This window comes from Algoriphagus aquimarinus (assembly GCF_007997215.1).
GTDB classification, from domain to species: Bacteria; Bacteroidota; Bacteroidia; order Cytophagales; family Cyclobacteriaceae; genus Algoriphagus; species Algoriphagus aquimarinus_A.
Genome location: NZ_VORW01000004.1, coordinates 122,391 through 147,379, shown reverse-complemented (window position 1 = coordinate 147,379; position 24,989 = coordinate 122,391). Strand labels below are relative to the sequence as shown.

Annotated in this window: 22 protein-coding genes; 12 read left to right on the top strand and 10 right to left on the bottom strand. The window is 40.2% G+C overall.

What is annotated here, in order from left to right:
* The first annotated feature begins 145 nt into the window (after nt 1–145).
* The 3 genes from ESV85_RS09380 (at nt 146) to ESV85_RS09370 (ending at nt 3,635) form a co-directional block, all read left to right on the top strand.
* On the top strand, nt 146–2,572 hold the full coding sequence (locus tag ESV85_RS09380) for a hypothetical protein (RefSeq protein ID WP_146916897.1): 2,427 nt from the start codon (nt 146–148) through the stop codon (nt 2,570–2,572).
* A gap of 42 nt (nt 2,573–2,614) precedes the next feature.
* Nucleotides 2,615–3,145 (top strand): peptidylprolyl isomerase, encoded by a 531-nt coding sequence (locus ESV85_RS09375; protein WP_146916895.1) that lies wholly within the window; start codon nt 2,615–2,617, stop codon nt 3,143–3,145.
* Between the two features lie 85 nt (nt 3,146–3,230).
* Nucleotides 3,231–3,635, top strand: coding sequence for a c-type cytochrome (locus ESV85_RS09370; protein ID WP_223275959.1), 405 nt, complete (start codon nt 3,231–3,233; stop codon nt 3,633–3,635).
* A gap of 3 nt (nt 3,636–3,638) precedes the next feature.
* Here the strand turns inward: ESV85_RS09370 and ESV85_RS09365 are convergent, their stop codons facing one another.
* Genes ESV85_RS09365 through ESV85_RS09355 form a run of 3 tightly spaced genes read right to left on the bottom strand, consistent with a single transcriptional unit; the run spans nt 3,639 to nt 6,098 of the window.
* On the bottom strand, nt 3,639–4,778 hold the full coding sequence (locus ESV85_RS09365; RefSeq protein ID WP_146916894.1) for an App1 family protein: 1,140 nt from the start codon (nt 4,776–4,778) through the stop codon (nt 3,639–3,641).
* Between the two features lie 19 nt (nt 4,779–4,797).
* Entirely contained in the window at nt 4,798–5,751 is a 954-nt protein-coding gene (locus tag ESV85_RS09360; protein WP_146916892.1) for an ABC transporter ATP-binding protein, read from the bottom strand.
* Nucleotides 5,748–6,098 carry an MmcQ/YjbR family DNA-binding protein gene (locus ESV85_RS09355; RefSeq protein ID WP_146916890.1) on the bottom strand — a complete coding sequence of 117 codons (351 nt, stop codon included), beginning with the start codon at nt 6,096–6,098 and terminating at the stop codon, nt 5,748–5,750. The genes ESV85_RS09360 and ESV85_RS09355 overlap by 4 nt, the downstream gene beginning before the upstream one ends.
* A gap of 242 nt (nt 6,099–6,340) precedes the next feature.
* Here ESV85_RS09355 and ESV85_RS09350 point away from each other — a divergent pair, with 242 nt between their 5' ends.
* The 4 genes from ESV85_RS09350 to ESV85_RS09335 all read left to right on the top strand — a co-directional run bounded on the left by ESV85_RS09350 (nt 6,341) and on the right by ESV85_RS09335 (nt 8,990).
* Complete coding sequence (locus ESV85_RS09350; RefSeq protein ID WP_146916888.1) at nt 6,341–7,195, top strand: peptidylprolyl isomerase; 855 nt, start codon at nt 6,341–6,343, stop codon at nt 7,193–7,195.
* Between the two features lie 135 nt (nt 7,196–7,330).
* Nucleotides 7,331–7,546 (top strand): dodecin family protein, encoded by a 216-nt coding sequence (locus ESV85_RS09345; RefSeq protein WP_146916886.1) that lies wholly within the window; start codon nt 7,331–7,333, stop codon nt 7,544–7,546.
* A gap of 142 nt (nt 7,547–7,688) precedes the next feature.
* Nucleotides 7,689–8,081: a hypothetical protein gene (locus tag ESV85_RS09340; protein WP_146916884.1), complete on the top strand. Its 393-nt coding sequence runs from the start codon at nt 7,689–7,691 to the stop codon at nt 8,079–8,081.
* Between the two features lie 18 nt (nt 8,082–8,099).
* Entirely contained in the window at nt 8,100–8,990 is an 891-nt protein-coding gene (locus ESV85_RS09335; protein WP_146916883.1) for a sterol desaturase family protein, read from the top strand.
* A gap of 230 nt (nt 8,991–9,220) precedes the next feature.
* Here ESV85_RS09335 and ESV85_RS09330 read toward each other — a convergent pair whose 3' ends face one another.
* Nucleotides 9,221–9,982: a hypothetical protein gene (locus ESV85_RS09330; protein ID WP_146916881.1), complete on the bottom strand. Its 762-nt coding sequence runs from the start codon at nt 9,980–9,982 to the stop codon at nt 9,221–9,223.
* A gap of 183 nt (nt 9,983–10,165) precedes the next feature.
* Between ESV85_RS09330 and ESV85_RS09325 the strand changes: the two genes are divergently transcribed.
* Nucleotides 10,166–10,780 carry a MarC family protein gene (locus ESV85_RS09325; protein WP_146916880.1) on the top strand — a complete coding sequence of 205 codons (615 nt, stop codon included), beginning with the start codon at nt 10,166–10,168 and terminating at the stop codon, nt 10,778–10,780.
* Nucleotides 10,781–10,794: 14 nt separating this feature from the next.
* On the opposite strand, the gene ESV85_RS09320 is transcribed toward ESV85_RS09325, so the two are convergent.
* The gene (locus tag ESV85_RS09320) at nt 10,795–11,571 is read right to left on the bottom strand and encodes a class I SAM-dependent methyltransferase (RefSeq protein WP_146916878.1); all 777 of its coding nucleotides are present in this window, start codon (nt 11,569–11,571) and stop codon (nt 10,795–10,797) included.
* A 61-nt stretch (nt 11,572–11,632) separates the two neighbouring features.
* Here ESV85_RS09320 and ESV85_RS09315 point away from each other — a divergent pair, with 61 nt between their 5' ends.
* Nucleotides 11,633–12,868 carry a GWxTD domain-containing protein gene (locus ESV85_RS09315; protein WP_146916876.1) on the top strand — a complete coding sequence of 412 codons (1,236 nt, stop codon included), beginning with the start codon at nt 11,633–11,635 and terminating at the stop codon, nt 12,866–12,868.
* Nucleotides 12,841–13,614 carry a 23S rRNA (guanosine(2251)-2'-O)-methyltransferase RlmB gene (gene rlmB, locus ESV85_RS09310; protein ID WP_092896414.1) on the top strand — a complete coding sequence of 258 codons (774 nt, stop codon included), beginning with the start codon at nt 12,841–12,843 and terminating at the stop codon, nt 13,612–13,614. The genes ESV85_RS09315 and rlmB overlap by 28 nt, the downstream gene beginning before the upstream one ends.
* A gap of 13 nt (nt 13,615–13,627) precedes the next feature.
* Here the strand turns inward: rlmB and ESV85_RS09305 are convergent, their stop codons facing one another.
* The 5 genes from ESV85_RS09305 to ESV85_RS09285 form a co-directional block, all read right to left on the bottom strand.
* Entirely contained in the window at nt 13,628–14,482 is an 855-nt protein-coding gene (locus ESV85_RS09305; protein WP_146916874.1) for an ROK family protein, read from the bottom strand.
* 396 nt (nt 14,483–14,878) lie between these two features.
* Complete coding sequence (locus ESV85_RS09300; protein WP_223275958.1) at nt 14,879–16,462, bottom strand: SusD/RagB family nutrient-binding outer membrane lipoprotein; 1,584 nt, start codon at nt 16,460–16,462, stop codon at nt 14,879–14,881.
* 28 nt (nt 16,463–16,490) lie between these two features.
* Nucleotides 16,491–19,808, bottom strand: coding sequence for a SusC/RagA family TonB-linked outer membrane protein (locus ESV85_RS09295; protein ID WP_146916871.1), 3,318 nt, complete (start codon nt 19,806–19,808; stop codon nt 16,491–16,493).
* A gap of 659 nt (nt 19,809–20,467) precedes the next feature.
* Complete coding sequence (locus tag ESV85_RS09290) at nt 20,468–22,729, bottom strand: aconitate hydratase (protein ID WP_146916869.1); 2,262 nt, start codon at nt 22,727–22,729, stop codon at nt 20,468–20,470.
* 213 nt (nt 22,730–22,942) lie between these two features.
* A complete protein-coding gene (locus ESV85_RS09285) occupies nt 22,943–23,950 on the bottom strand; it encodes an acyl-CoA reductase (protein ID WP_146916867.1) in 1,008 nt (335 codons plus the stop codon).
* 139 nt (nt 23,951–24,089) lie between these two features.
* Between ESV85_RS09285 and ESV85_RS09280 the strand changes: the two genes are divergently transcribed.
* Together ESV85_RS09280 and ESV85_RS09275 are read left to right on the top strand one after the other, a co-directional pair.
* On the top strand, nt 24,090–24,437 hold the full coding sequence (locus tag ESV85_RS09280) for a 4Fe-4S binding protein (RefSeq protein ID WP_146916866.1): 348 nt from the start codon (nt 24,090–24,092) through the stop codon (nt 24,435–24,437).
* Nucleotides 24,438–24,606: 169 nt separating this feature from the next.
* Nucleotides 24,607–24,936, top strand: a complete 330-nt coding sequence (locus ESV85_RS09275) for a DUF3276 family protein (protein WP_146916864.1) — start codon at nt 24,607–24,609, stop codon at nt 24,934–24,936.
* The last annotated feature ends 53 nt before the right edge of the window (nt 24,937–24,989 follow it).

Genomic DNA, 24,989 nt, shown 5'->3' with positions numbered 1-24,989 from the left:
TTGGTGCAAAAGTAATGATTTTCATCAGTGATAGAAAGGAGTCTCGCATCTATTCCAGCCAGAGACTACCTATTTTTGTAGATGGGGTTTGCCTATAAATCCTTAATTTGCGTCAGCATCCATTTTCCAAAGAAAAATTCTTTTCATGCAGTTGAATTTCAAAAGAGACGTACTTCCCCATTTGGTGGGAATCGCCATTTTCTATGCTATTGTAGTGGTTTATTTCGCTCCTGTAGTTCTTCAAGATCAAGTGATCATGCAGGGTGATATCTTAAAGTGGGAAGGTTCTGCCACTGAAGCTCTGGATTACCGTGAAGCTACCGGTGAAGAAGCACTTTGGACAAATAGCGTTTTCGGCGGAATGCCAGCCTATTTTGTCAGCTTGGAATTTGCCGGTGACATCACCACTTCGCTGCTTTCAATCATCACATTAGGCCTTCCCCATCCGGTAAACAGCCTTTTCCTAGGGATGGTTGCCATGTATGTGCTGATGCTGACTTTCGGAGTCAGGCCAGCTTTTGCCATCATTGCCAGTGTTGCATTTGCCTTGAGTTCATACAATCTCCTCAGTCTCGCAGCTGGTCATAACGCCAAAATCTGGGCAATCAACCTGATCCCGGTAATTCTGCTCGGCATTCACTTGGCTTTCGAAAAGAAACGTTTGCTCGGAGCAGCGGTCATGGCACTTGGACTTTTGCTCCAACTGAAGTTCAACCACATTCAGATTACTTATTACACCTTGATCATTTCGGTGATCTACGTGACTGTTAGACTTATTTTTGACTGGAAAAAAGAGGGTTTTCCACAACTAGCAAAAACTATAGGTTTTCTGGTTTTAGGAGCAATATTAGCTGTTGGCGGAAATATAGGCAGATTAACTACTGCTCTTGAATACACTCCTTACTCTACTCGCGGCCAAGCTACTTTAGAATCAGCATCCGCTGGTTTGGATAGAGATTATGCCTTCTCTTGGTCAAATGGAAAACTCGAAACCCTAACCTTATTAGTTCCAAACTTCTATGGAGGCGGCAGTAGCACTCCTCTTGGCAAAAATACCGCGTCTGAAAAAGCTTTGCGAAGCAATGGACTTGATCCAGCACAAATCAACGGTTTCCTTGCTGGCGCGCCAACTTATTGGGGAGATCAGCCCTTTACAGGCGGCCCGATTTACGGTGGGGCGATCTTGGTTTTCCTCGCATTTATAGGAATTTGGGCTGCGCCAAAAGAAAGTCTATACACCTTTGGAGCGATTATAATTCTATCACTATTACTTTCCTGGGGAAAAAATCTGAGTTGGTTTAACTACCTGCTGTTCGACATACTTCCAGGTTACAATAAATTCAGAGCGGTTTCCATGGCACTAGGAATGACGCTCTTTGCTATTCCTGCTTTGGCTGCTATTTCACTGGAAAGACTGTACCGCAATAAAGATTTCAAACCATTGTATATCGCTGGAGCTGCAGTTGGAGGACTTCTACTTCTACTTGCCCTTGGCGCTGGAGTCTTCAGATTTGAAGGAGCAGCTGATGCTGGTTTGCCAGATTGGTTGATCGATTCCTTGAGACAGGACCGTAAGTCTATGCTTTCAGCAAGTGCCTGGAGAAGTTTGGCGCTAGTTGCAGCAGCTTTCGCCCTGATCTACTTTGCTATGAAGGGCAAAATCTCTGATATCCTTCTAGGCCTTGGAATTTTCGCCTTGGTTACGATTGACCTTTGGACGGTCAATAAGCATTACTTGAATGATAATTCATTTCAAGAAAATCCTACCAAAGCATACTTTGCAGAAACTCCTGCCGATCAGGAAATCGCCAAAGACGATTCTTATTTCAGAGTTTTAGATCTCACAGAAGGACTAACCTCCACAGGCAAATCTCCTTATAGATTCCATAGTCTTGGCGGGTATCATGGCGCCAAAATGCGTAGGTATCAGGATTTACTGGACAATCGCTTAAACTTTGAGCTGAATGGTTTTGTGAAAAAAGCTCAGGAAGGTGAATTTGACTTTGCCGGTATTCAGACAATCAATATGATGAACACCAAGTATGTCATTGCTGGAACAGCTGCAAATTCAGTGTTTGAAAACCCAGAAGCCAATGGCCCAGCTTGGGTTCCTTCACAGATAGTCTCTGTTCAGACAAATCAAGAAGAAATGGATGAACTAGGCAGAATAAACACCAAAGCTCAGGCTACTGTGAATTCAGCCGAATTCGGTGAGATAAAAGCTGGATCTGGTCAAATCACCCATACCTCCTATGCTCCAAATGAATTGAAATACCAGGCAGAAATGGATGCTGAAGGCTTGGTAGTTTTCTCAGAAATATATTACCCTGTGGGATGGACAGCGACAATAGATGGGAACGAAGCTGAGATTCTCCGAACCGATTACCTACTTCGTGGGTTAATAGTGCCAGCAGGAACTCATGAGATTGTTTTCAAATTTGAACCAAAAAGCTACACAGCCACGAAAACACCAATGATCATATTTCAGTACTTGATCATTTTGTCTCTGATTGCAGGAGTCTTCTTCACTGTAAAAGAAAATAACCAGACAAGCAAAAGCACTGAGAGTTAAGCTTTCATCTCAGAACATTACAAAGAATCATAAATTAGGAACATGAAAATAGCAGAAAACACAGTCGTCGGACTTACCTACGAACTCAAAGTAAGCAAAGAGGCAGATGAAATAGAATCAGCTCCTTTCAGCGTAGAAGTACGGGATACGGAAGACCCTTTTTACTTCCTTTTTGGAGCAAGTGATCTACCTCAAAAATTCGAAGAATTGCTTTTGGGCAAAGAGCAAGGCGATGACTTTTCCTTCGTGATTCCAGTGGTAGAAGCATATGGAGAGATCGATGAGGAACTGATCGTTAACTTGCCGAAGTCACAGTTTTCAGGAGAAAATGGTTTCAATCCTGAGATGCTACAAGAAGGCAACTTTCTTCCACTGATGGACGAAGATGGTTATCCTATGCAGGCAAAAATCCTGAAAGACATGGGCGAAGAAGTTCTCTTGGATTTCAATCATCCATTGGTAGGATTTGACTTACATTTTGAAGGAAATATCGAAGAAGTCCGAGAGGCGACAAAAGATGAGCTTGCACATGGCCACGTTCATGGTGCGCACGGAGCTCATGACGAAGAATAGTCATTTGTAAATAATAAGTATTGTAAGAGGTAAGAGGTTTAACTTCTTACCTCTTTGTTTTTTCACCCCTTTATAATATCCCGATTTGAAAAGGAATCTGATCTTCTTTTTAGTCCTACTTGCAGCTTGCTCTCAGAAATCTGCTGAGGAGAGTATTGACTCTTCTGAGGAAAAAGAGCGAGCCTACATACGAGCTATTGAAGGTGAGGACGAGGATTTAGATCTGGAAATTATCAAAAGAGGCGAGGTTCTGATTGCTTACTCTGACTGTGCAACCTGTCATAAGTCGGATAAAAGAGCGAAAGGGCCAGCATTCCAGGACATTGCCAAGCGATACCCTATCAAAGAAGTTTATGTAGACCTACTTGCACGAAAAGTGATTTCGGGAGGCACTGGATCTTGGGGAAGTCCAGTCATGTCTCCTCATCCTGACTTGAAGACAGAAGATGCCAAAGCAATGGTGAGTTATATACTTTCGTTGAAAGAATAAGATTTAGTCCTCATCATTTTCAGCTTCATTTTTAACTTTCTCCTGCGCAATTTCATCCATATCCTCTTCCAAAATCCAACCTTTGGCAAGAGCATATTGAGAAGCTTCTACCGTGTTTTTCACAAGCAGCATTTCTACTCCCAGCACCTTCAATTCTTCACTAATCTGCTTCACTGACGCATGCCTAGAAGCATGTACATCTCGGATAAAAATCATCATAATCCTTCCGGGGAACTCGCGCACTACTTGTAAATAAATAGTCGGATCCTCTTGCCCGCTATCGCCGATCAACATAAAAGGCAGCTGAGAATATGTGGATAAAATATGGCGGATTTGTTCCAGTTTATGCTCGGAGTGACTTCCTGAGATAAGCTCAGTCCTAGACAGCCCAATATCCCGCAGCATCAATGGTCCTTTGGGAATATGATGAATTTGGAGTAGTTCATGGAGAAAATCATACAAATTCCACGGGCTGCTGGAAACGTAAAAAAACGGATTGCTCTCAATGCCATCCACACCTTTTTGCAAGGCCTTATAAAAAACCGAAACTCCGGAAAAGGGAACTCTGGTGTGAGCATTTTTGGCGAAAGTGGTCTTCAGCATTTCTGTCATCCGCATCGCTCCAGTAGGAATAATCGTGTCATCCACATCCGAAATGATGCCATAGTCAATGTTTCCCACAGGAAGAAAAACATCTCCGCAAGATCTGATCTCTCCCTGATTTCTGATCACCTGATCCATCAAGGTCAACTCTATCTGCTGCCAGCGTGAAGAAAATTGTAAGGATTTTGTCGGTTGAATTTTAAACTCAAAATAGCCTTCCTCGTCTGTCTTTGTGAAGTATTCCTCTCCTTGAAACTCAGCTTTCAACTCCACTTTAGGAATGACCACACTCATAAATCTCCTGCGCATTTTACTGATATTCTGCCAGACGCTATCCTCAGGATGTGATGCCCCTACTCTATTATCGCGAATCACTCTACCTACTAATAAGATTTCCTTCTCATTGCCAAACCCCTCAAAAGGAATGATCAACAGAGATTTCACCAAACCTAATTTGATCCACAGCCACAATTTCGCCTGACTGATCGCTAGTTTGATCTCATAAAGAATAGTGAGTGGTATATGTCTTTTTTTAGGCATTTGAAAAAATATAAAATGCTCAAAGACTCATTACTTTGGTATCATCCCAACTCAAATAAACGCGGTCTCCTTCCGCGTATTTTCTCTGAGGATCATCTACCTCCCAAGTGATGCCACTCTCTTTGAGTTGCACCTGAAGAGAATTGTAGTGCACCAAAAAGCGTGAATCTTTCACATGCGCCAATACCCCGCCTTTTGTTCTCAGCTTTACATCCGCTGGTCTGACATAGGTATTTTTGGTATCGGGAAGTTTATTGATTGGGCTAAATAACTGAGCCACATATTTTGTTTTAGGTTTCTCACAGAGTTGTCTTGAACTCCCCTTTTGTGCCACTTTGCCCTTTTGAAGAATGATCAAGTTATCTGTCAACCGAAGCGCATCATCGAGATCATGCGTCACAAAAATCACGGTAGTACCCATTTCCCGAAAAGTAGTCTTCATCTCAGAAATCAACTGATGAGTCTGTATGCTGTCCAATGAGCTAAATGGCTCATCCAGCAATACTATTTCTGGCTCCACACTTAATGCTTTTCCAATAGCCACTTTTTGCTTTTGCCCACCGGAAAGCTGATGAGGATAGCGATCTCGAAAATCTGTAAGCCCTAACAATCTCAACAGATCCTCCACCCTATTTTTGGCATATTCTCGTTCATAGTGCAGCAAAGGCCTCGAAAGATTCTCCTCCACCGTAGAATTAGGATATAGATGGAAATTCTGATGAATCAGCTTTATCTCATCGTAGCCAGACACTATCTTCTGATTGGGATTCAAAATGGGGTTTCCCTCCAACATCACATCTCCAGAATCCTGAACCTCCAATCCTGCCATAATCCTAAGCAGTGTGCTTTTGCCCGAACCACTTTCTCCAACGATCGCAAGGAATTCTCCCTGCTTCAGCTCTAAAGAAAAGGGATGAAGTGCAAGTTGGGTATCGTAAGATTTAGAAACATTCGTAATGGAAAAATAACTCATGGGCGGATTTCAGCTTGCAGTTTTTTGGTCAAGCTGCCAAAGATAAGCTCGTAAGAATGATCCGCCAATTCCAAAATCAATCGATCAGGCACATTTCCCGTCGTACTCACCGAATTCCACTGCTGCTTGTTCATGTGAAAACCAGGAGTAATCCCATCGTACTGCTCGCGTAACTCTACCGCACGCTCAGGATCACACTTCAGATTGATGTATTGAAACGCTGAAATGGAGCAGATCGAAAATATCTTATTGCCCACTCGAAAGCAAAGGGCATCCTGATCAAAAGGCGTGTCTTCGGTCACTCCAGGCTTAGCAAGGCAGTAATCGCGGTAATATTCTAGGGTCATGGCAAATCTTAATTGAGAAAGGAATTTAAGGAAAAGAGCCTGGAGAAAAAACAATAAAGGATTAGAACTACACCCTCGCTCAGCCTGTCCAACTCTAGTAAAGAATAAGCTACTGTCAAGAGACTGCAATAGCTGTAGGTCCAAGTCTGGAGACTTGAACCAGTCATGTCGTAATCTTTGTGCTAAGAAAAAATTTTTCACACAGCTCACAATTCAGTAATTTCCGCACAAAATAAAACTTCATGAAGATAAATCTACTCGCTTTTTTCTTACTGCTTTTACTTGCCAGTTGTGATTCTTTGAGCAAATCTAAGGTCAGCAAAAAGGATTTTAAAAAAGACATAAAGTTAGTTACCACAGAAGGAACGATTGTCCTTCGCTTATATGATGACACCCCCTTAAGTCGCAATAATTTCCTCAGCTTGGTGAAAGAGGGGATGTACGACAGTATTCTTTTTCATCGGGTGATTGAGAAATTTATGACTCAGGCTGGTGAGCGAGTTCACGCAGATTCTTTCCAAAAAAGGAAGGATGATTTAAAGATTTCTGAGAAAGTTCCAGCGGAAATTACTACCACACATTTTCATAAAAGAGGGGCTCTTGGAGCTGCACGTGAGGGTGACGATGTTAATCCTGCCAGAGAAGGCAGCTTCATTCAATTCTACATAGTGCAAGGCAGAACCTATACAGATAGCACCCTTGAAATTGCAGAAAATCGCATCAATAAAATGCTTGCATACAATCGGGTCATTAATGATCCTACCCATAAATCCACCTTTGCGAAGTATCAGGAATTGATTGGAAATAGAGATTCCAGAGGCGGAGAGGCCGCTAAACAGCTAAAAGCTGAACTGGACTCCTTAGCTGAAATCGAGCAAAACGGAATGAATCCATATCACTATCCTGAAGCACATAGCGAAGCATATAAGACCGTTGGTGGAGCAGCTCATTTGGATCAAAACTATACGGTTTTTGGAGAGGTGGTTTCTGGAATGAATGTAGTTGATAAAATTGCTGAAGTGGAAACCAATAATCGAGATAGACCTAAAAGCGACATTTTGATCCTGTCCACAAACTTGATCAAAAGACAGGATTAAATCAGCTAAGGGATAGATAATCGAAATTCTAAAATGCTATCACATTTTCCCCAATAGTAGGACTCACTTACTGTTAGCATGGCACTTGTATAAAAATTAGTCTTAATCCTAATTATAACAAAAACCAAAACTACCATGGGAATAGTAAAAGTATTAGAGGTTATTTCCTCTTCAGAAAACAGTATTGAAGAAGCTATTCAGAATGCAGTAACTGAAGTATCGAAGACTGTACACAACATTGATTCAGTTTATGTAAAAGATATCAAAGCGCATGTAAAAGACGGCAAAGTCAGTTCTTATGGATGTGTCTGCAAGATTTCTTTCCGTGTGGATCAATCCAAAAACGTCTAAGTATTAAAGAGTGTGACCTACGTCGCACTCTTATTTTTTTACATAAATCATTGACTTGCATTTTGACAAAGAAAAGTTGAGAACCTTCGTGCGGGCGCCCAAAACTTCCTAATTTCAGAGCAAATTCACCAAAATGCCTTGAATGAACACCAAGCTTATCATGACTTTGAGTGCAATATTCATGTTCTCAGCAGGAATAACCCTCACCTTTTCCCCTGATTTGATTTTGGGCTCTCTCAATCTTAATCCGAATCAAATCATCGTATTTTTACTTCAACTACTTGGAGCACTGTATTTCGGTTTTGGGATGCTCAACTGGATGAATAAAGGAAGACCAATTGGTGGTATTTATAATCGACCTGTCGCCATCGCCAATCTAAGTCATTTCATGATTGCCGGATTGGCCTTGCTAAAAGGACTTATTTCTAATCCAGAACTCCAATTTACAATTTGGGTAATAGGAATCATTTATATTCTTTTTGGGTTTGCATTTGGAGTCATATTCTTCAGACATCCAATTAACGATAAACCATAATTTCTGCATCATAACCAAATGGAAAAATACATCAAAGCTATTCTAGACGGCTACTATGGCTATTGGAATTACTTTACTGGAGAGATCCTAAACCCAAGCTGGCATAATTACTTCTACTGGTTAGTGGGTGCATCTTTGGTGATTTATGGCCTAGAGATTCTTTTTCCATGGAGAAAGAATCAACCCATAATTCGTGAACATTTCTGGCTGGACATCTTCTACCTCTTCTGGAATTACTTTCTTTTTGCCTTAGTCGCCTACAATGCCCTGTCTATGGTGGCAGTGGAAGCGTTCAATGATTTTCTAGGCTTATTTGGTATTACAAACACCATAGCTATCAAAGTCGACCAACTTCCTGGCTGGCTTCAGCTGGTGCTTATATTCATACTCCGCGATTTCATGCAGTGGGCGATTCATCGCATGTATCATCATGTAGGCTGGATGTGGGAGTTTCACAAAGTGCATCATAGCACCCGAGAGATGGGTTTTGCAGCTTTGCTACGCTATCACTGGATGGAAAATATCCTTTATCGCACGCTGGAATATATTCCTTTGGCTATGATTGGTTTTGGTATTACGGACTTCTTTATCGTCCATATCTTCACTTTAGTGATTGGACAGCTTGGTCACGCAAACCTCAAGATTCCTCTTGGCCCCTTCAAATACGTAATTAATGGGCCGCAAATGCACCTTTGGCATCATGCGAAAGAACTACCAGAAAGTCATCCATATGGATTCAATTATGGGATTTCTCTGAGCCTTTGGGATTTCCTTTTCCGAACAAACTACTGGCCTTCAGATGACGAGAACCTTCCTGTGGGACTTCCTGATGGAGAAAAATTCCCTGAGGATTTTATAGGCCAAACTACAGAACCATTCAAGCGGATTTTTAGAAGAAAAAAGGCATAAAAAAAGCCAGTGAGGTTTATCCCACTAGCTTCAATTATTAGAAATAGTAATTATTAAATATGTGTATTCGCTTTGTTACCAGTAAAGAACCAAAAGCATAATAGGATTTGGTCAACTCAAGAATTTAGGCCACTTCGGTCACCCCCGCCAGTAGTCGGGCTGGCGTCTTCGGTCTTCTGACCGGGTGAGCAAAGAAATTTTGGGTACTGGCAAGACTGCGGATAATCAGATTATTTAATTTCAATGATTTTAGTGTGAACTGTCTCATTGATGAAATAAACCTTTTTGCCACCGAATGATTTTTCCTCCGCATTATAGCTTGCCGCCTGAACTAGTCCGGCTGAGGTTGCTTTCAAACCGCTCAACTCCGACGAGGAAAATGTAACAGAGGTAGTTTTAGATTCTTTCGTCACAGTTGTTTTTCCATCAGAAATCACCCAAAGTATATTATCCGTATTGGAAGTCACTGACTCTATTGATAGCATTACGTCCGAACCTTTGCTGTAGCTCGCTGCAACTGATGAGGAGAATTTCACTTGTGAAGGCATTTTCTTGGTCGTCGTGTAAGTAAAAGCATCGAAGCCACTACCACCAGCTACTTGCCAGGTATTGGTCTGACCTGCTACAAGTGAATAAGAAAAATCTGTAGGATTATTGATGTAAGCGTTGCCTCCGGGGATGGTGAGTGCTTTAGAGTTGAGTTTTACATCTCCTACATTGACTAAATTGGTTCCAATAGCCGCAGTAAAGAATGAGCCGGAAGCCACATCTATCGCAAGGCCTCCCACTCCAGGAATGCTGGGCACAGAGCTAGGAAGATCAGAATAAGACATCACAGCCGCCAAAACAGCATTTGCATCGCCAGGTGCATTTGGGATCGGATTGGTCTGAGTAGTTTGGGCAGGATCGATATCGTCATCGGAGCTACATGCCGAAAAAATGACCGTTATTCCCAAAAATAAAGCACAAAGTGTAGTGTTGTAAGTTTTCATGGTTTTGAAGATTTAAAATACAGTTCAAATGTATATCCAACCCTTCCTTCACGCCATACGACAAATAGCGTATATTCTTCTATAGGAAGGTGAAAAATGATAAACCAGTAGTTCATTTCCTTCAGGCAGAAGATTTTGATACCTTCGCACATCTTATGTAATTCAGAAGATCAAAGTTTATTCATGGATAACATCCTTGCTTTCACCCTATCCGTTTTTACAGGTTTTTTCGCGATCATGAACCCGATCGCCAACGTGCCTATTTTTGCGTCCCTAACAGATGATCTGGATAAGGCTACCAAAAGAAGTATAAGTAAAAGAGCTACTCTTACAGCATTTGTGATCGTTGTTGTATTTGTAGTACTCGGAAAATTCATTTTTGAAATCTTCGGGATCACCATTCCTGCCTTCAAAATCACTGGTGGTATCCTGATTTTCTATGTGGGTTTTGAGATGCTTCAGTCCAAAAAATCAAGTGTGAAGCACATCAAAGACCCTGAAACCGAGGAGAATATTGCTATTTCCCCATTGGCAATTCCAATCCTAGCTGGCCCAGGCACAATCGTGACCGCGATGAACTTTGCTTCACAGGGTGATTACCTAAATATTCTTATTGTGATCGTTGTATTCGCAGTAATGTGCTTATTGACACATATTGCCTTTGAACTGGGAGATCAGATCGTAAAGCGATTAGGGAAAAACCTGATCGTCGTGATCGGAAAGATTATGGGTTTGATCATCGCCATCATCGGCACCAATATGATCATCTCAGGAATTAAGGCAGCTTTTCTTGAGTAAAAGTATCCAACCTCCTACTTCTTCCTTAACACATAAAACAAATCCAATCCTTTCGCAGGATCATCAACAATCGGATAATCTTCATGCGTGATGTCAACCACGCTTTTTCCTTGTTGTTGGTGGAGCTTGTTTCTATTTCTCCGGTTTAGAATCTCATAAGGCATTCTCAGAATTGATGCTGGCAGTTTGTGTTGCAAGTCAAAAATATCAAAGCGCATGATTTTCTGCACAGACTTTCGGTTCGCCTCATGATATGCCCAGACTTTTTCATTCCCTCCTACTCCTTTGGCCTCCACTGAGTCAAAAATGGATGCACATAAATCAATTAATTGCTGAGGTGTGTATTCCCGCTCATGCCAAGGATTTCTTGAAAGCGTATGATTAATATTCGGAGTAGAAATCACAGCTTTCCCTCCTGGCTTCAATACACGATATATTTCCTCTAAGAATAAGCTGTCATTTGGAATGTGCTCGATCACCTGAAAGCTCACGATGGTATCAAAAGAATTATCAGCGATTCCCTTGAATGGAGGAATTACCGCCTGCTGAAACTCAACTTTTGGGAATTTAACTTTCAACTCATCAATAACTTCCTGAATCTTATCTAAGCCAAGATAGCTTTCTGCCAAAGGCAAAAGTGTCTCCACACCACGGCCTTCGCCACAGCCAACTTCCAGCAATTTGCCAGAAATCCAAGGCTGAGCAGCAATGTATGCTTTCAGTAAGCGTTGATGAATAGGATTGTCACTGACCAACTTGTCAGAGGCGATTTCCGTTGTATAGGTAGCCATACAAAAATTTACTATTTTGGCAAAAGTAAGGTTAATTTTGAAAACCCGAGATCAACACCCGATGAACTGTAAAACAAGCCGACTCCTGATTTTTTTGATCCTCTTTGCAGGAAGTACTATACCAACCCTAGCGCAGAAAACCTTAAGCAGTCTAAATCAGACACTTCGCTACTCAAGGTACTCAAGACTTTCGCTAAAGATCATCCCGATCAAAGAATCTGAGACCAGTTTTAAGCTGCAATTTCAAGTAGAAAAAATCGAAGAAAATCCAGAATTCAATTCTTTTAGCTTTACCTATTCCATTTTGGATAGCTATGATGAGGAGATTCTTTCGGATAACACCAACATTTTGACATCAGATGACTTGAAGTATGATACGGATAGGCATTGGGTATTTGAAAAATCAATTGACATCCCTGCTAGCAAAAGTACTTCAATAGCATTATTGACAGCTTTGGACACGAGACAAGGAGATGAATACCACTATTCTACTGACATCAAAAGCAGCTTTGTCTTTGATCAACCGAACTTTGGGGCCTATTATGCTAATAATGTTGGCTTTGACCAGAACTACCTGAACGTCGGAGAATCCTTATTATTCAAATCGAACGGAGGACCAAATCTTCATGGATTTTACTATCCAATCAGCTTGGAAGTGCCTTATCCTCCTATGGAAACCAAACCAGCTCAAGTTCCAAGAGAACTACAAGTGATAGATCAAGGTGATTTTCTATCCAATATTCCTAAGGCTTTTGATCAGATTGGTTACTATTTCATTCAAAGTGATACAGCTGCCAAGGCTGGATTTGTACTAAAAACAACTCATGAAGCTTTCCCAAAAGTGAAAGATTGGGATGAAATGGTAGACATGGTCACCTATATTTCTACTAGAAAAGAACATGAGGATCTAATGGCTGCAGAAGATAAAAAGAAAGCTCTGGACGCATACTGGATAGGATTAACAAGAAATCCAGATACTGCAAAAGAGCTGATTCGCGAGTATTTTCGTCAGGTAGAATTCGCAAATATCCTATTCACTGACTTCAAAGAAGGCTGGAAAACAGATAAGGGAATGGTCTATATCGTAATGGGTCCACCAGAGGAAGTTAACTTTTATTTGGACAGAGAAGTGTGGAGTTATGGAGGAACTAACGAGAGTTCAAGAATTCGCTTTACCTTTGCCCGGGTTAAAAACATACTTAGCCCAAACTATTACACATTGAATCGTTCACGTGCCTATCAGCCGGTTTGGTTCAAAAACATATCCATATGGAGAAGCGGAAAGATGGCTTTTTGATTGAAAAAGGCGAACACGAGAAAGATTTTATTTTTGGTACAAGAGCAGTAATGGAATCAATCCATGCTGGCAAAGACATTGACAAGGTGTTGGTTCAGAAAGAAATCAACAATGACTTGATCAAGGAGCTATTGCAGCTTTGTAAAGCTGAAAAAATCCCAGTAGTCCGTGTACCTGATGCAAAACTGAACAGAATCACGCGGAAAAATCATCAGGGCGTAGTAGCTCAGATGTCTTCCATAGAATATGCTTCTTTAGATCATGTGATCGAAAGCTGCTTTAATGTCGGCAAATCTCCTTTGATCTTGATTCTCGATAGAATCACCGATGTAAGAAACTTTGGGGCTATCGCCAGAACAGCAGAATGTGCCGGTGTGGACGCAATCGTAATTCCTGAGAAAGGGAGCGCACAGATCAACTCTGACGCAATCAAAACTTCTGTAGGAGCGTTGAATTTCCTTCCAGTAGTGAGAGTAAGAAACCTTTTTTACACTTGCAGAGATCTTCAGAAATCCGGTTTGGTTCTAGTAGCCATCACTGAGAAGACAGAAAAGACCATGTATGATGTTGATTTTTCTGTTCCAGTAGCAATGGTAATGGGTTCTGAAGAAGACGGGATTTCTACCGAACTAATGGGAATCGTAGACGAAAAAGTCAAAATACCGATGGCAGGTAGAATTGAAAGTTTGAATGTTTCTGTTTCGGCAGGTGTAGCTATTTACGAAGCTATCAGACAGCGTAAATAAGAACGAGGGCATGTCACTTGTCCACAAAAGGCAAACAAGCCCCTATCAAAGCTGACTGCTCACCAAGTTCAGAGACATTAATAGGAACAGGATACCCCATAGTTTCCAGATAAGACTTAGTAGCCGGTAGATAATAATCTCCGGCTAAGCTTATTTTCCCTCCCAAAATCACACCCTCAGCATGTAGCCTGATCAAGTAGGGAAATAGAAATTCGCCCAAGGCTCTTCCAAATTCAGTAAATAATTCGCTTGAAATCTGAGGATCAAAACCCTCTGCCAAAAGATCTTTTGCTCCTGAGATATGAAGAGAGTATTTGTTCTGAGCTTGATTTTTAAACCAGCCCGTACCAATATAATCCTCGGCAATCCCATCTCTAAAAGGAGCAGTCCAAAGCTTTGCATCTTTCACCACCTCTTGCACTTTGATTGCCGAACCGAGTCCTGTCCCCAAAGTGATCCCTATAGAATTTTGAAATTCCTTCCCGGCACCTGCATAGCTTTCTCCTGAGAGAAATGCTTCAGCATCGTTGGTGAAGGATATTTGGCAGGGTGAAACAGCTAAACTTTCAGCCAGTAAATTTTTCACTGAAAGTTTGTACAGCGCCGCCATTTTTCCCTGATCCTTGATCAAAGAAACTCCATTCTCGTAATCGTAGGGGCCTGGCATGGCGATGCCAATTTTGACATCGATCAGATCCCCTTTAGCTCTTTGGATTACCTCAGACCAAGCAGAAATAATACTTTCTACATTACCATAGGTATCGACATCAGCCTCATGGAAATTGGCGATTTCTGCATGACGATTTTCCAAAATCACCTGAGCCGCTGAAATATGAGAGCCTCCTATATCTACTCCAATCAGTTTCATAATTTAATTTGCTCTACTTGTCAGAATACGCTTGCGGTATCCTTATCACCTTGGTTTAATTCCCTTTCAGAATTTAACACGTCTTTCAAACTACCTGAACTGATGCGCACTTAAAGTGCAAACAAGAAATCACAGGTGGAGTGAGATAGCGTTGTTAATTCTGTCTTAAACTTACAAAGCAATTTTCAGAGTATTTAATAGAATTCAACAGGTGGCAGAAGTATTCAAATCTAATCAGTGCTAGTCTCCAGAAATCAACGAAGAGAAATACACTTCACCAAAGAATTTTCTAGACATCTCTTTACTTGCGCCACAGGAACTGACTTTCTGTTAAAACCAAAAAAGCCTCTCAAGTACATGAGAGGCCTTTATTAGTCATTGTAACCCAATCTATAATTAATTTACATCCCAGAAAAGAGTATTTGTCAACTTATCCTGTGGCTGAACTTTTACATAATTCTCCATATTATAAGTCTGCTCTGATCCTGGATACATCCACCTAGACGGAGGAAGATTTTGCTGATTTGAATTGTCTGTCCAGAAGTCCAAATCTACTTTTCCAAGTCTTCTCAATTCATGCCAGTTTTCGTTTGACTGAATTACATTGAAGTGAAGCCATTTCTGATCGGCGATTAACGATAGTTTTTCATCCATACTAGAAGCAGCACTCCAAGAAATTTCATCCATTGCCAAATAGTTGCTGATTGACTGTTCAGTTGGAACGACTGGCGCATCTGCTTCAGCATTGTTACTGATACTTCTCAAATACTGATAAAAACCAATTGATTTCTTCACCGCTTCCTCAAAGTGCATTTTTGCCGTAGCATCCTGTCCTTCTTTTAAGTAAAACTCTGCTGCCATCAAGTGAACCTCAGGGGCAGTAATAAGAATACCTGGGAAATATTGGTTTCTGCTGATAGTTGAGAAATTGTAAACACTCAATGTCTGAGTCAATACCAATTCATTTTGATCAGTAGGATTCATCAACGGGTCAAGACCTAAATAGGCTCCATTTGATTCAATGCCTGGTTGAAACACATAAGTCAATCTAGGATCTTCATTAACTACCATGTGATCCAAAATTGCTTTGCCTGCAATATTTCCGTTCCAGTCTTCTAAACCGCTACGGAAATCATTTCCACCGATCACAGTACCTACAGAGTAAATATCCCACATGATATTACTAGCATTATCTGCTACAATAGGGAATTGTGAAGGGTTAGACAAAATAGAGGCAATTTCTGATTTAGCTCTAGCGCTGAATTCACTAGTACCACTTACTCTAGTAAGCATTTTCAATCTCAAGGAATTGATATATTTCTTCCACATATCAATATCTCCATTGTTGATCAAATCCTGCGTTTTAAATTCAACAGCAGAAGCAGGATTGATTTGCAATGAACCTATTTCAGTAGCAAAGCCAGCCAAATCATCTAGCATTTTCGTGTAGATATCACTTGCTTTATCATACCCCGCGTAGGATTTAGAATAATCACCACCATTTGTACTAAGCATACCAGCTTCAGTCCACGGAATATCACCATGTAAATCCACTACTTGCTGCGTATGATCGTAGAAATAGGTGGCAGCAGCAATCATAAACACACGGTTATCTTGCTTTTTGACGTCAGTCAATCCATCATACACTTTCTGTAGCTCTCTGTATTGAGCCATGAAATTGTAGTAATTATTCCATCTGTCATTTACTGCGGCAGAACCCGGAACATACTGGTTTTCTACGTTTACCCATCCTACTGATTGAGTAAATCTGTTAGAAGTGATTCTTTTGATCACAAAGTAATCCCAATAAGACGGTAATACAGATTGGCGGTTAGACATAATCATACCAGTAAACTGCTTTCCTACCGTAGTACCAGCCAGCTTGGATGGATCAGAATAATCATCTGCAAAGTCATCTATTGTACAGCTAGCTAAGCCGCTGATCAATAGGGTGTATATAAATATTTTCTTAAAATTCATGTTCATATGTTTTTAACTTAACCAACAATTAGAATCTAGCTCTTAACATCACACCATATGTTCTGGTAGCTGGGTTTGTACCCGCACTCGTCAGCGTCTGAGTCCATCTAGATCCACCAGTCAATACTTCTGGATCTAGGTCCTTGATATTTCTATAAAGGAAAAACAAGTTTCTGCCGTATACAGAGATATTCACATTAGATGCTCCAATTTTTGAAGTGATGTGATTAGGTATTGTATAAGCCAAAGACAATTCTCTCATTTTGATATAATCATTATCCTGGATATACAATTCATATCTCGATTGGCTATACTGAGGACCACCCCAATTGTAAGTATTCCAATAGTAGTAAGCTTGAGAGATTACGTTGTTATTGTTAGACCCATCAGCTACTACACCATCCATCACCATACCATCGTGATATACTGTCTCACCGTTAGGACCCTGAGCTGTAGAATGAGAAACACCTACACCTTGTCCATCAGCATTTTTATAGTAAGCCAATCCTCCACTTGCTTCATCCATGTAGTTCAAACTTTCCTCTGTTAGACCACGGCTGATCATCCAGTTGATACCTGTTGGCATAACAGAACCACCGATCTGGAAGTCCATCACAGCTGATAAACTGAAGTTCTTGTATGAAACATTATTAATAATACCACCTACGGCATCTGGCATAGCATTTCCTACCTGAATCCAGCTTTGATCATCAATTTTGTATAGACCATTTGGCTGAACGATTTTATCACCGTTTGCATCAAGTGCAATAGGGCGAGCATAGAAATCACCCATTGGTCTACCTACTACAGATCTAAGTTGAGCAGCGTTTCCGTCATAATCAGCATGCAATAGTTCAGTAGCACCGTTAGCTAACTTCTCTACTTTGTTTACATTTCTAGCTATGTTAATTACAGCATTCCACTGGAAATTTGGTGTTGCAATGATATCACCAGTCAATTGAATTTCAACTCCTGTGTTTCTTAGGGTACCAATGTTAGTTAATACAGAGGTAGCTCCTGAAGAAGAAGGTAAGGTCAATGGTAAGATCTGATCACGGATCTGCGCATTATAATAAGAGATATCTATACCAAATCTGTTGTTAAAGAACCTTGTATCTAAACCAAATTCAAACTCATGTTTTTGCTCCGGTTTGATAAGGTCATTTCCAAAAGATGATGACAAATTAGTATAAAGCACATTTGCTCCACCAGTCTGCTGCACACCCAAAGTATTCTGAGAATAGGCAATGTTCGCTCTATAGATATCAGGATAATTACCAACAATACCCCAAGAACCTCTCAACTTTGAGAAAGTAATAAATTCAGGTAAATCCAATGCGTCTGAAATAGCAAAAGCCGTATTGACAGAAGGATATATAAACGCATTATTATCAGGATTCATAGTAGAAACTCTATCTCTACGAATTGTACCTTCTACAAACCAAATATTCTTGTAGTCAAAGTTTGCAGTACCAATGAATGCATCAATTGTTCTGTATGAACGGTCGGAGTTATTATTAGGAAGATTAGTCGAAGCAACGACATCAAAAAGGTTTTCAGTACTCAAACCACCATTCGTACTTCTACCTATGCTGCTAAAACTTTCAGTTCTAGCTGTATAACCAATCATCGCACCAACAGTAATCTCGTCAGTGATTGATCTTTTGTAATTAAGCATTAAATCACCATATAGGATATTAAACAGTTCTGATTGCATGCCAAAAGATCCAGATGGGCCAAAGGCCAGCGGTCTTTCGGTTGAGTTTTCGTCTTCAGAATATCTGCTTGTAAAGTCAGTAGACACTCGTGCTCTTAAATTCAACTCTTCAGTAATTTGGAATGTATTTGTCAAACTACCAATCACACGATTACTAAGCTCTGAAGATCGATTATTATTTACTCTCCAAACATAATCTGCGATATCTCCTCTGAAGCCGTTTCCTGTTATATTCTCGTCCGGAGTTAAACTCTGTCCATTTCCTGTCACATAACGATACCCTCTACTGGTCTGATATTTATCTAAATACCATGCTCCATTATCAAAACGGGTCATCATACCACCGAAATTATTGATCATTCGATCAATTGAATATGGACGATTTTTAGTGTTTTGATTAATGTAATTAATCATCAAGTCAGTCTTCAATCTTTTGCTTACCTGATAACCAGAATTAAGGTTAACAATGTTCTTACTATTCTTAGAATTCAAACTCAAAGACTCATTGTCCTGACGTGTTAAAGAAAGACGGAAGTTTGATTTATCGGTTGCATTAGAAATCGAAACGTTCACTTGAGAACTGACAGGATTATTAAACAAGGCTGCATAATTATCTTCCTGTGCTACATAAGGTCTAGCAATACCATCCCATGCTAACATTGGCTTACCGTCGAAGACAGGTCCATAGTTAGTAGTAGTGCTAGGCACTGTTCGTACTCCGTCAGCTGTATAATTAAATCCATCTTCAGCTTGTCCCAAATTCTGCACTTGTGACGGCATTCCTGGACCTCTTACATTTTGATATCTTGGTAAATACGCAATCTCATCTACTGAGTAATTAGTATTAAAATCTACCTGCATGCCGTTTTTGCCCGCTTTACCTTTCTTAGTGGTAATCAAAACAACACCATTCACAGCTTCAGAGCCATATAGTGCAGCAGCAGAAGCTCCTTTCAAAATTGAAATATTATCAATATCAGCAGGGTTGATATCCAATAGTCCATTACCTCTCAGGCGCTGATCTCCCCAATAGTTATTATTGGTAACTTCCTCATTTCGGATAGGAACACCATCTAATACAATCAATGGCTGGCTTTTACCCGTGATAGAGTTTATACCACGAATCTGTATGTTGACAGCGGATGTTGCTCCACCAGCACCAGTATTGATTTTGACACCAGCAGCTTTACCATACAAAGCAGAAGCTACGTTAGGCGTACCCACTTTTACTAGTTCGTCTGCATTTATTGTACTCGTCGCATAGCCCAAAGACTTTTGCGACTTGTCCATACCAAAGGCCGTCACGACAAACTCAGAAAGTTCGCTAGTATCTTCACTTAGGCTGATGTTAATTTCTGATTGGTTCCCTACTAAGTACTCTTGGGCTGCATATCCAATAAAGGAAAATACTAATACAGAAGTGGATCCTACCGAAATAGAATAATTACCATCTAAATCAGTAGTGGTACCTGTCTGGTTTGTCTTGTCTAAAACCGTGACGCCGGGCATTGGAAGTCCATCCTCCTTAGAGGTCACAACTCCCTTCAAAACTCGCTTTTGTGTCTGTGCTGTGGCTGTATAGCCCAACATTAAGACCAGAGCGAAAGCAATTGATAAAATTTTTCTCATAGCTGGTAATTTGAGGTTAATGAAAATTTGAAATTCGTTCCAAGCACATTCATCTCATTCTCTCGAGGAATTGTTGGTAAATACTGCTCCATACTAACTTGAATAATGGTTTATGTTAAATTTTAGTGAAAACACATCAAGCATTTTTATCTGAAAAAAATCTCTCTAAGTGCTTACTGTTCATAAAGCTAGAAAAAACAATAGTCTATCAAAATAAACAGCAAGATTTTTTTTACAAATATCGATGATCTTAATGTATATTTTTTGTTAAGTGTTTATCAAGAAAGCTAAATTTTACTCTCTCATTAAATCTTTAGCCACATTTTGTGTTTTTGAACTTAAACAAAAATTTTTTTTAATCGATTAATAATATCTGGACAAAGAATCTTAAGAAGTCCCGCTTCCTACTTATTGTTTGGAGAAAAGTTTGATATGGAAATTTGGAAGAAGCATTCACTTAGAACATGAATATCTGTAATCTTAAAATTGAGGAGAGTGAAGTATATAGCATCGTTCTATTTAAAAACTATTGTGCCACACGGGTCATTTACATTTAAGATAAACCCAAGAAAAAAATACTGAATCAACTCCCAATTAAATTTTAGACAAAAAAAAAGCCGTAACGAAATCGCTACGGCTTGTAATCAAACTCTTTTATATTATGCTTTTGCTTTGATCAAATTAAGTGCTGATCCAGCTTTAAACCATTCTATCTGACCTTCATTATAGGTATGATTCACTTGGATAGTATCTGAAGATCCATCCGCATGATTCAACACAACCTGCAATTGCTTACCTGGTGCAAATGTAGTCAAGCCAATGATATCAATTGAATCATCTTCCTGAACTAAGTCATAGTCTGCAGGATTGGCAAAAGTCAATCCTAGCATGCCCTGCTTCTTCAAGTTAGTTTCGTGAATTCTAGCAAATGATTTCACCAAGATAGCGCGTACGCCAAGGAAACGAGGCTCCATAGCCGCATGCTCTCTAGAAGATCCTTCTCCGTAGTTTTCATCACCAACGACAATTGAACCTACTCCATTAGCTTTATAGTCACGCTGTGTAGCCGGAACTTCACCGTAGACGCCTGTCAATTGATTCTTCACAGAATTTGTAGCATCTGTATAAGAGTTGACAGCACCTATAAGCATGTTGTTAGAGATATTATCCAAATGTCCTCTGTATCTCAACCATGGACCAGCCATAGAGATATGATCCGTAGTACACTTACCTTTTGCTTTGATCAGAAGTTTAAGACCTTTCAGATCCGTTCCTTCCCAAGGCTTAAATGAATCTAACAATTGTAGACGATCAGATGTAGGGCTTACCACAATAGTAACTCCAGAACCATCTTCCGCTGGCTGCTGATACCCAGCATCCTCTACTGCAAAACCTTTCGCAGGTAGCTCAAGTCCACTTGGCTCATCCAACATCACAGATACGCCATCTTCGTTGATTAGGCTGTCTGTCATTGGGTTGAAAGTCAAATCACCGGCAATTGCCAATGCCGTCACGATCTCAGGAGAAGCTACAAACGAGTGCGTGTTTGGATTACCATCCGCACGCTTCGCAAAGTTTCTGTTGAAAGAAGTGATGATTGAGTTTTTCTCTTGCTTCTCAGCTCCATGACGAGCCCACTGACCGATACAAGGTCCACAAGCATTTGCAAGAACTACACCGCCCATTTGACCGAAGGTATCCAAGAAACCGTCTCTATCGACAGTGAATCTTACCTGCTCTGATCCTGGTGTGATTGTGAATTCAGATTTTGCTACTAGTTTCTTATCAACTGCCTGCTGTGCTAGCGAAGCTGCTCTGGAAATATCTTCGTAGGAAGAGTTGGTACAAGATCCGATCAAACCAACTTCCAATTTTGCTGGCCAGCCGTTTTCTTTCACTGCTGCCGCAAATTTAGAAATAGGCCAAGCCAAATCTGGAGTGAATGGGCCATTTACGTGTGGTTCCAATTCAGAAAGGTTGATCTCAATTACCTCATCGAAGTAAGTAGCAGGGTTAGCATAAACCTCTTCATCACCTGTAAGGTGCTCAGCGATTCCATTTGCCAATTCAGCCACATCAGCTCTTTCAGTAGAACTCAAGTAAGCTGCAGATTTCTCATCGTAACCAAAGATCGAAGTCGTAGCTCCAATTTCAGCTCCCATGTTACAGATAGTACCTTTTCCAGTAGCGGAAAGAGATCTAGCGCCATCGCCGAAATACTCAACGATTGCACCTGTACCACCTTTTACAGTTAGTATTCCAGCTACTTTCAGGATTACATCTTTGGCAGAAGTCCATCCAGATAGTTTACCAGTAAGTTTGATACCAATCAATTTTGGGAATTTAAGCTCCCAAGGAAGTCCAGCCATTACATCACATGCATCAGCTCCACCTACTCCGATGGCTACCATTCCAAGTCCACCTGCATTTGGTGTATGAGAATCGGTACCAATCATCATTCCACCTGGGAAAGAATAATTTTCTAAAACTACTTGGTGAATGATACCTGCTCCTGGCTTCCAGAATCCAAGTCCATATTTATTAGAAACAGAAGCCAAGAAATCATAAACTTCTTTGTTTTTATCTTTTGCTTTGGTCAAATCCTGATCAGCACCTACTTCAGCCTGAATCAAGTGATCACAGTGAACAGTGGAAGGAACTGCCACTTGGCTCTTACCTGCTTGCATAAACTGAAGCAAAGCCATCTGTGCAGTAGCATCTTGCATTGCAACCCTATCTGGTTGAAAATCAACGTAAGATACACCTCTGCCGTATGTCTGTGAAGCGGCACCTTCGCTCAAGTGTGCGTAAAGAATCTTTTCTGTCAAAGTAAGTGGACGTCCCACAGCCTTGCGGGCTGCTTCGATACGCTCAGGGTATCTGGCATACACTTTCTTGATCATTTCAATATCAAAAGCCATTGTATAGGGAATTTTATGGTAAAATGTTCGGTAATTTCGAGTGCAAATATAGAAATATAGGTTAATAATCAGTAACCAAATCCAGTCAACAAAGGTGCCTTTCCCTTATTTAAAACCATTTTATTGAAGTCACTATTCTGATGATTTGAATTTTCCTGAACTATTGGGGCATTCAAGTATTGATTATGGAGTAAATCCTGTATTAAATTACCTTTAGAATAATTCTTGTAGAAAAGCCATCGTATCCACACCGTCAGCATATTCCCATGGCTCAGGATTTTGAGCTGTTCCAAAAGGCACTCTTTCAGCACCATTCCCCACTACACATTGGATTTTAGGCTCAAGCTCCTGCAGTTTCTCACTCAAAAGCTTTTCGCTTTCATAAACTTCATAGAAAAGCACAGAAATTGGAGATACTAAGGCATCGCTTTCTTTTAGAAGCAAAAAACCATTGTCTAAATGATCTTCTAAATTAACCAAGTAGATTGACTTATTGTAATCGTAGTTATTATGGTATTTGTGATGTGATGCAATCGGTGCATATACCTCCAACGCACCCAGTAAGTCCTGTAATTGAGCCTTAGATTTTATATATATTTTTGAGACGTTTCTACAACCCAGACCATAATACAGAAAGATGTCTTTACCGAGGTTGACATAATCCTCTTTTGTCTCTTCTCCTGTCAAAACAGCCACCGAAGTCCTATTCTGACGAATGACGTGTGGATATTTCCCAAAATAATAATTGAAGTATCGAGACGAATTGTCGCTGCCTGTAGCAATATATGCATCCATTCCCTTAAGCATTTCTTCTATCCGAATCTGCTTTTCTAGTCTGGGATCAATTTCAATCAGCTTTTTAAGGATCCATTTCATCAAAATCTCGTCAGTAGAACTCAACTTAATCACCGCCTGGTGACCAGAAAGAATCACACACATCAAATCATGAAAACCCACCGCTGGGATGTTTCCAGCCATCATCAACCCAATAGATTGAGGATTCCCCACTTCTTTCAAATCGTATATAGAAAGCCAAGCATCCATTTTCTCTTCGGAAAGCATTAATGAGATGCCTTTAAGAGCAGATTCTACGGAATGTTTAGTAAACCAATTATTATTGTTCTCCGCCCTCCATAGTAATTCATCTTTATCTTCTGAATTTAGATCTTGGATTGCTTTTCCAAGTTTGACAAATGCGGAGATACGTTCTACTGGCTTCATGTTTTCTAGTTATTGGGGCAAATTTAGCTTTTTTGAAAAGAAGCACCCTTAGAATTGAATTAAATTAGTTAGTATGACAACTTTTTTATTGCCTCACAGTTTTAAGGTTGTTACTTTTGATCTTTAAATAATTGAAGTTATGGCTATAATGATTACTGACGAATGCATCAATTGCGGTGCATGCGAACCAGAATGCCCAAACACCGCCATCTATGAAGGTGGAGTGGAGTGGACTTGGGGTGGCGGTACTAGTTTGAAAGAAGTTACTTTAGAAGACGGTACTGTCGTAGACGGAAATGAGAAGCAAGAACCTGTATCGGATGAGTTCTACTATATCGTGACCGATAAATGCACAGAATGCAATGGCTTCCATGAAGAGCCTCAATGTGCTGCAGTATGTCCAGTAGATTGCTGTGTGGATGATCCTGATCACCGTGAATCGGAGGAAGCTTTATTAGCCAAAAAGGCTATGATGCACGACGAATAAGATTTATTAGCTAGTCAGATGCTTTAATTTAGCACCTAATTCGCCATTAATTGGTAATATTTATGTCAGCTAGGCTAAAATAATTAGCGTTTAGACTTGAATTCTCAAAGCTAATTGTTTTATCTTGGGTTGTATTTTAAACAACCTTATACTCATAACATTTAGAATTGTGGACGATCAAAGAGGCTATGACAGAGAGGAGATTTTCTCTAAGAAAGTAAAAGCAGGTAAGAGAACGTATTTTTTTGATGTAAAATCAACTCGTTCTAATGACTACTACCTGACTATAACGGAAAGTAAGAGAAAAGTAAACGGAGAAAACTTCACCTACGAGAAGCACAAAATCTTTCTATACAAAGAGGATTTCTTCAAATTTGTGGAAGCACTCAATGAATCGGTAGATCATGTGAAAAATGAGCTACTTCCGGATGTTGATTTTGAACAATACGAAAAAGAAGAGTCGGAATCAGAGTATAACGACGAACTGAAGTGGGAATAATTCAGCTAGATTGATCAGAATTCTAGTTTCAAAATAGAGAAATAGTATATTAG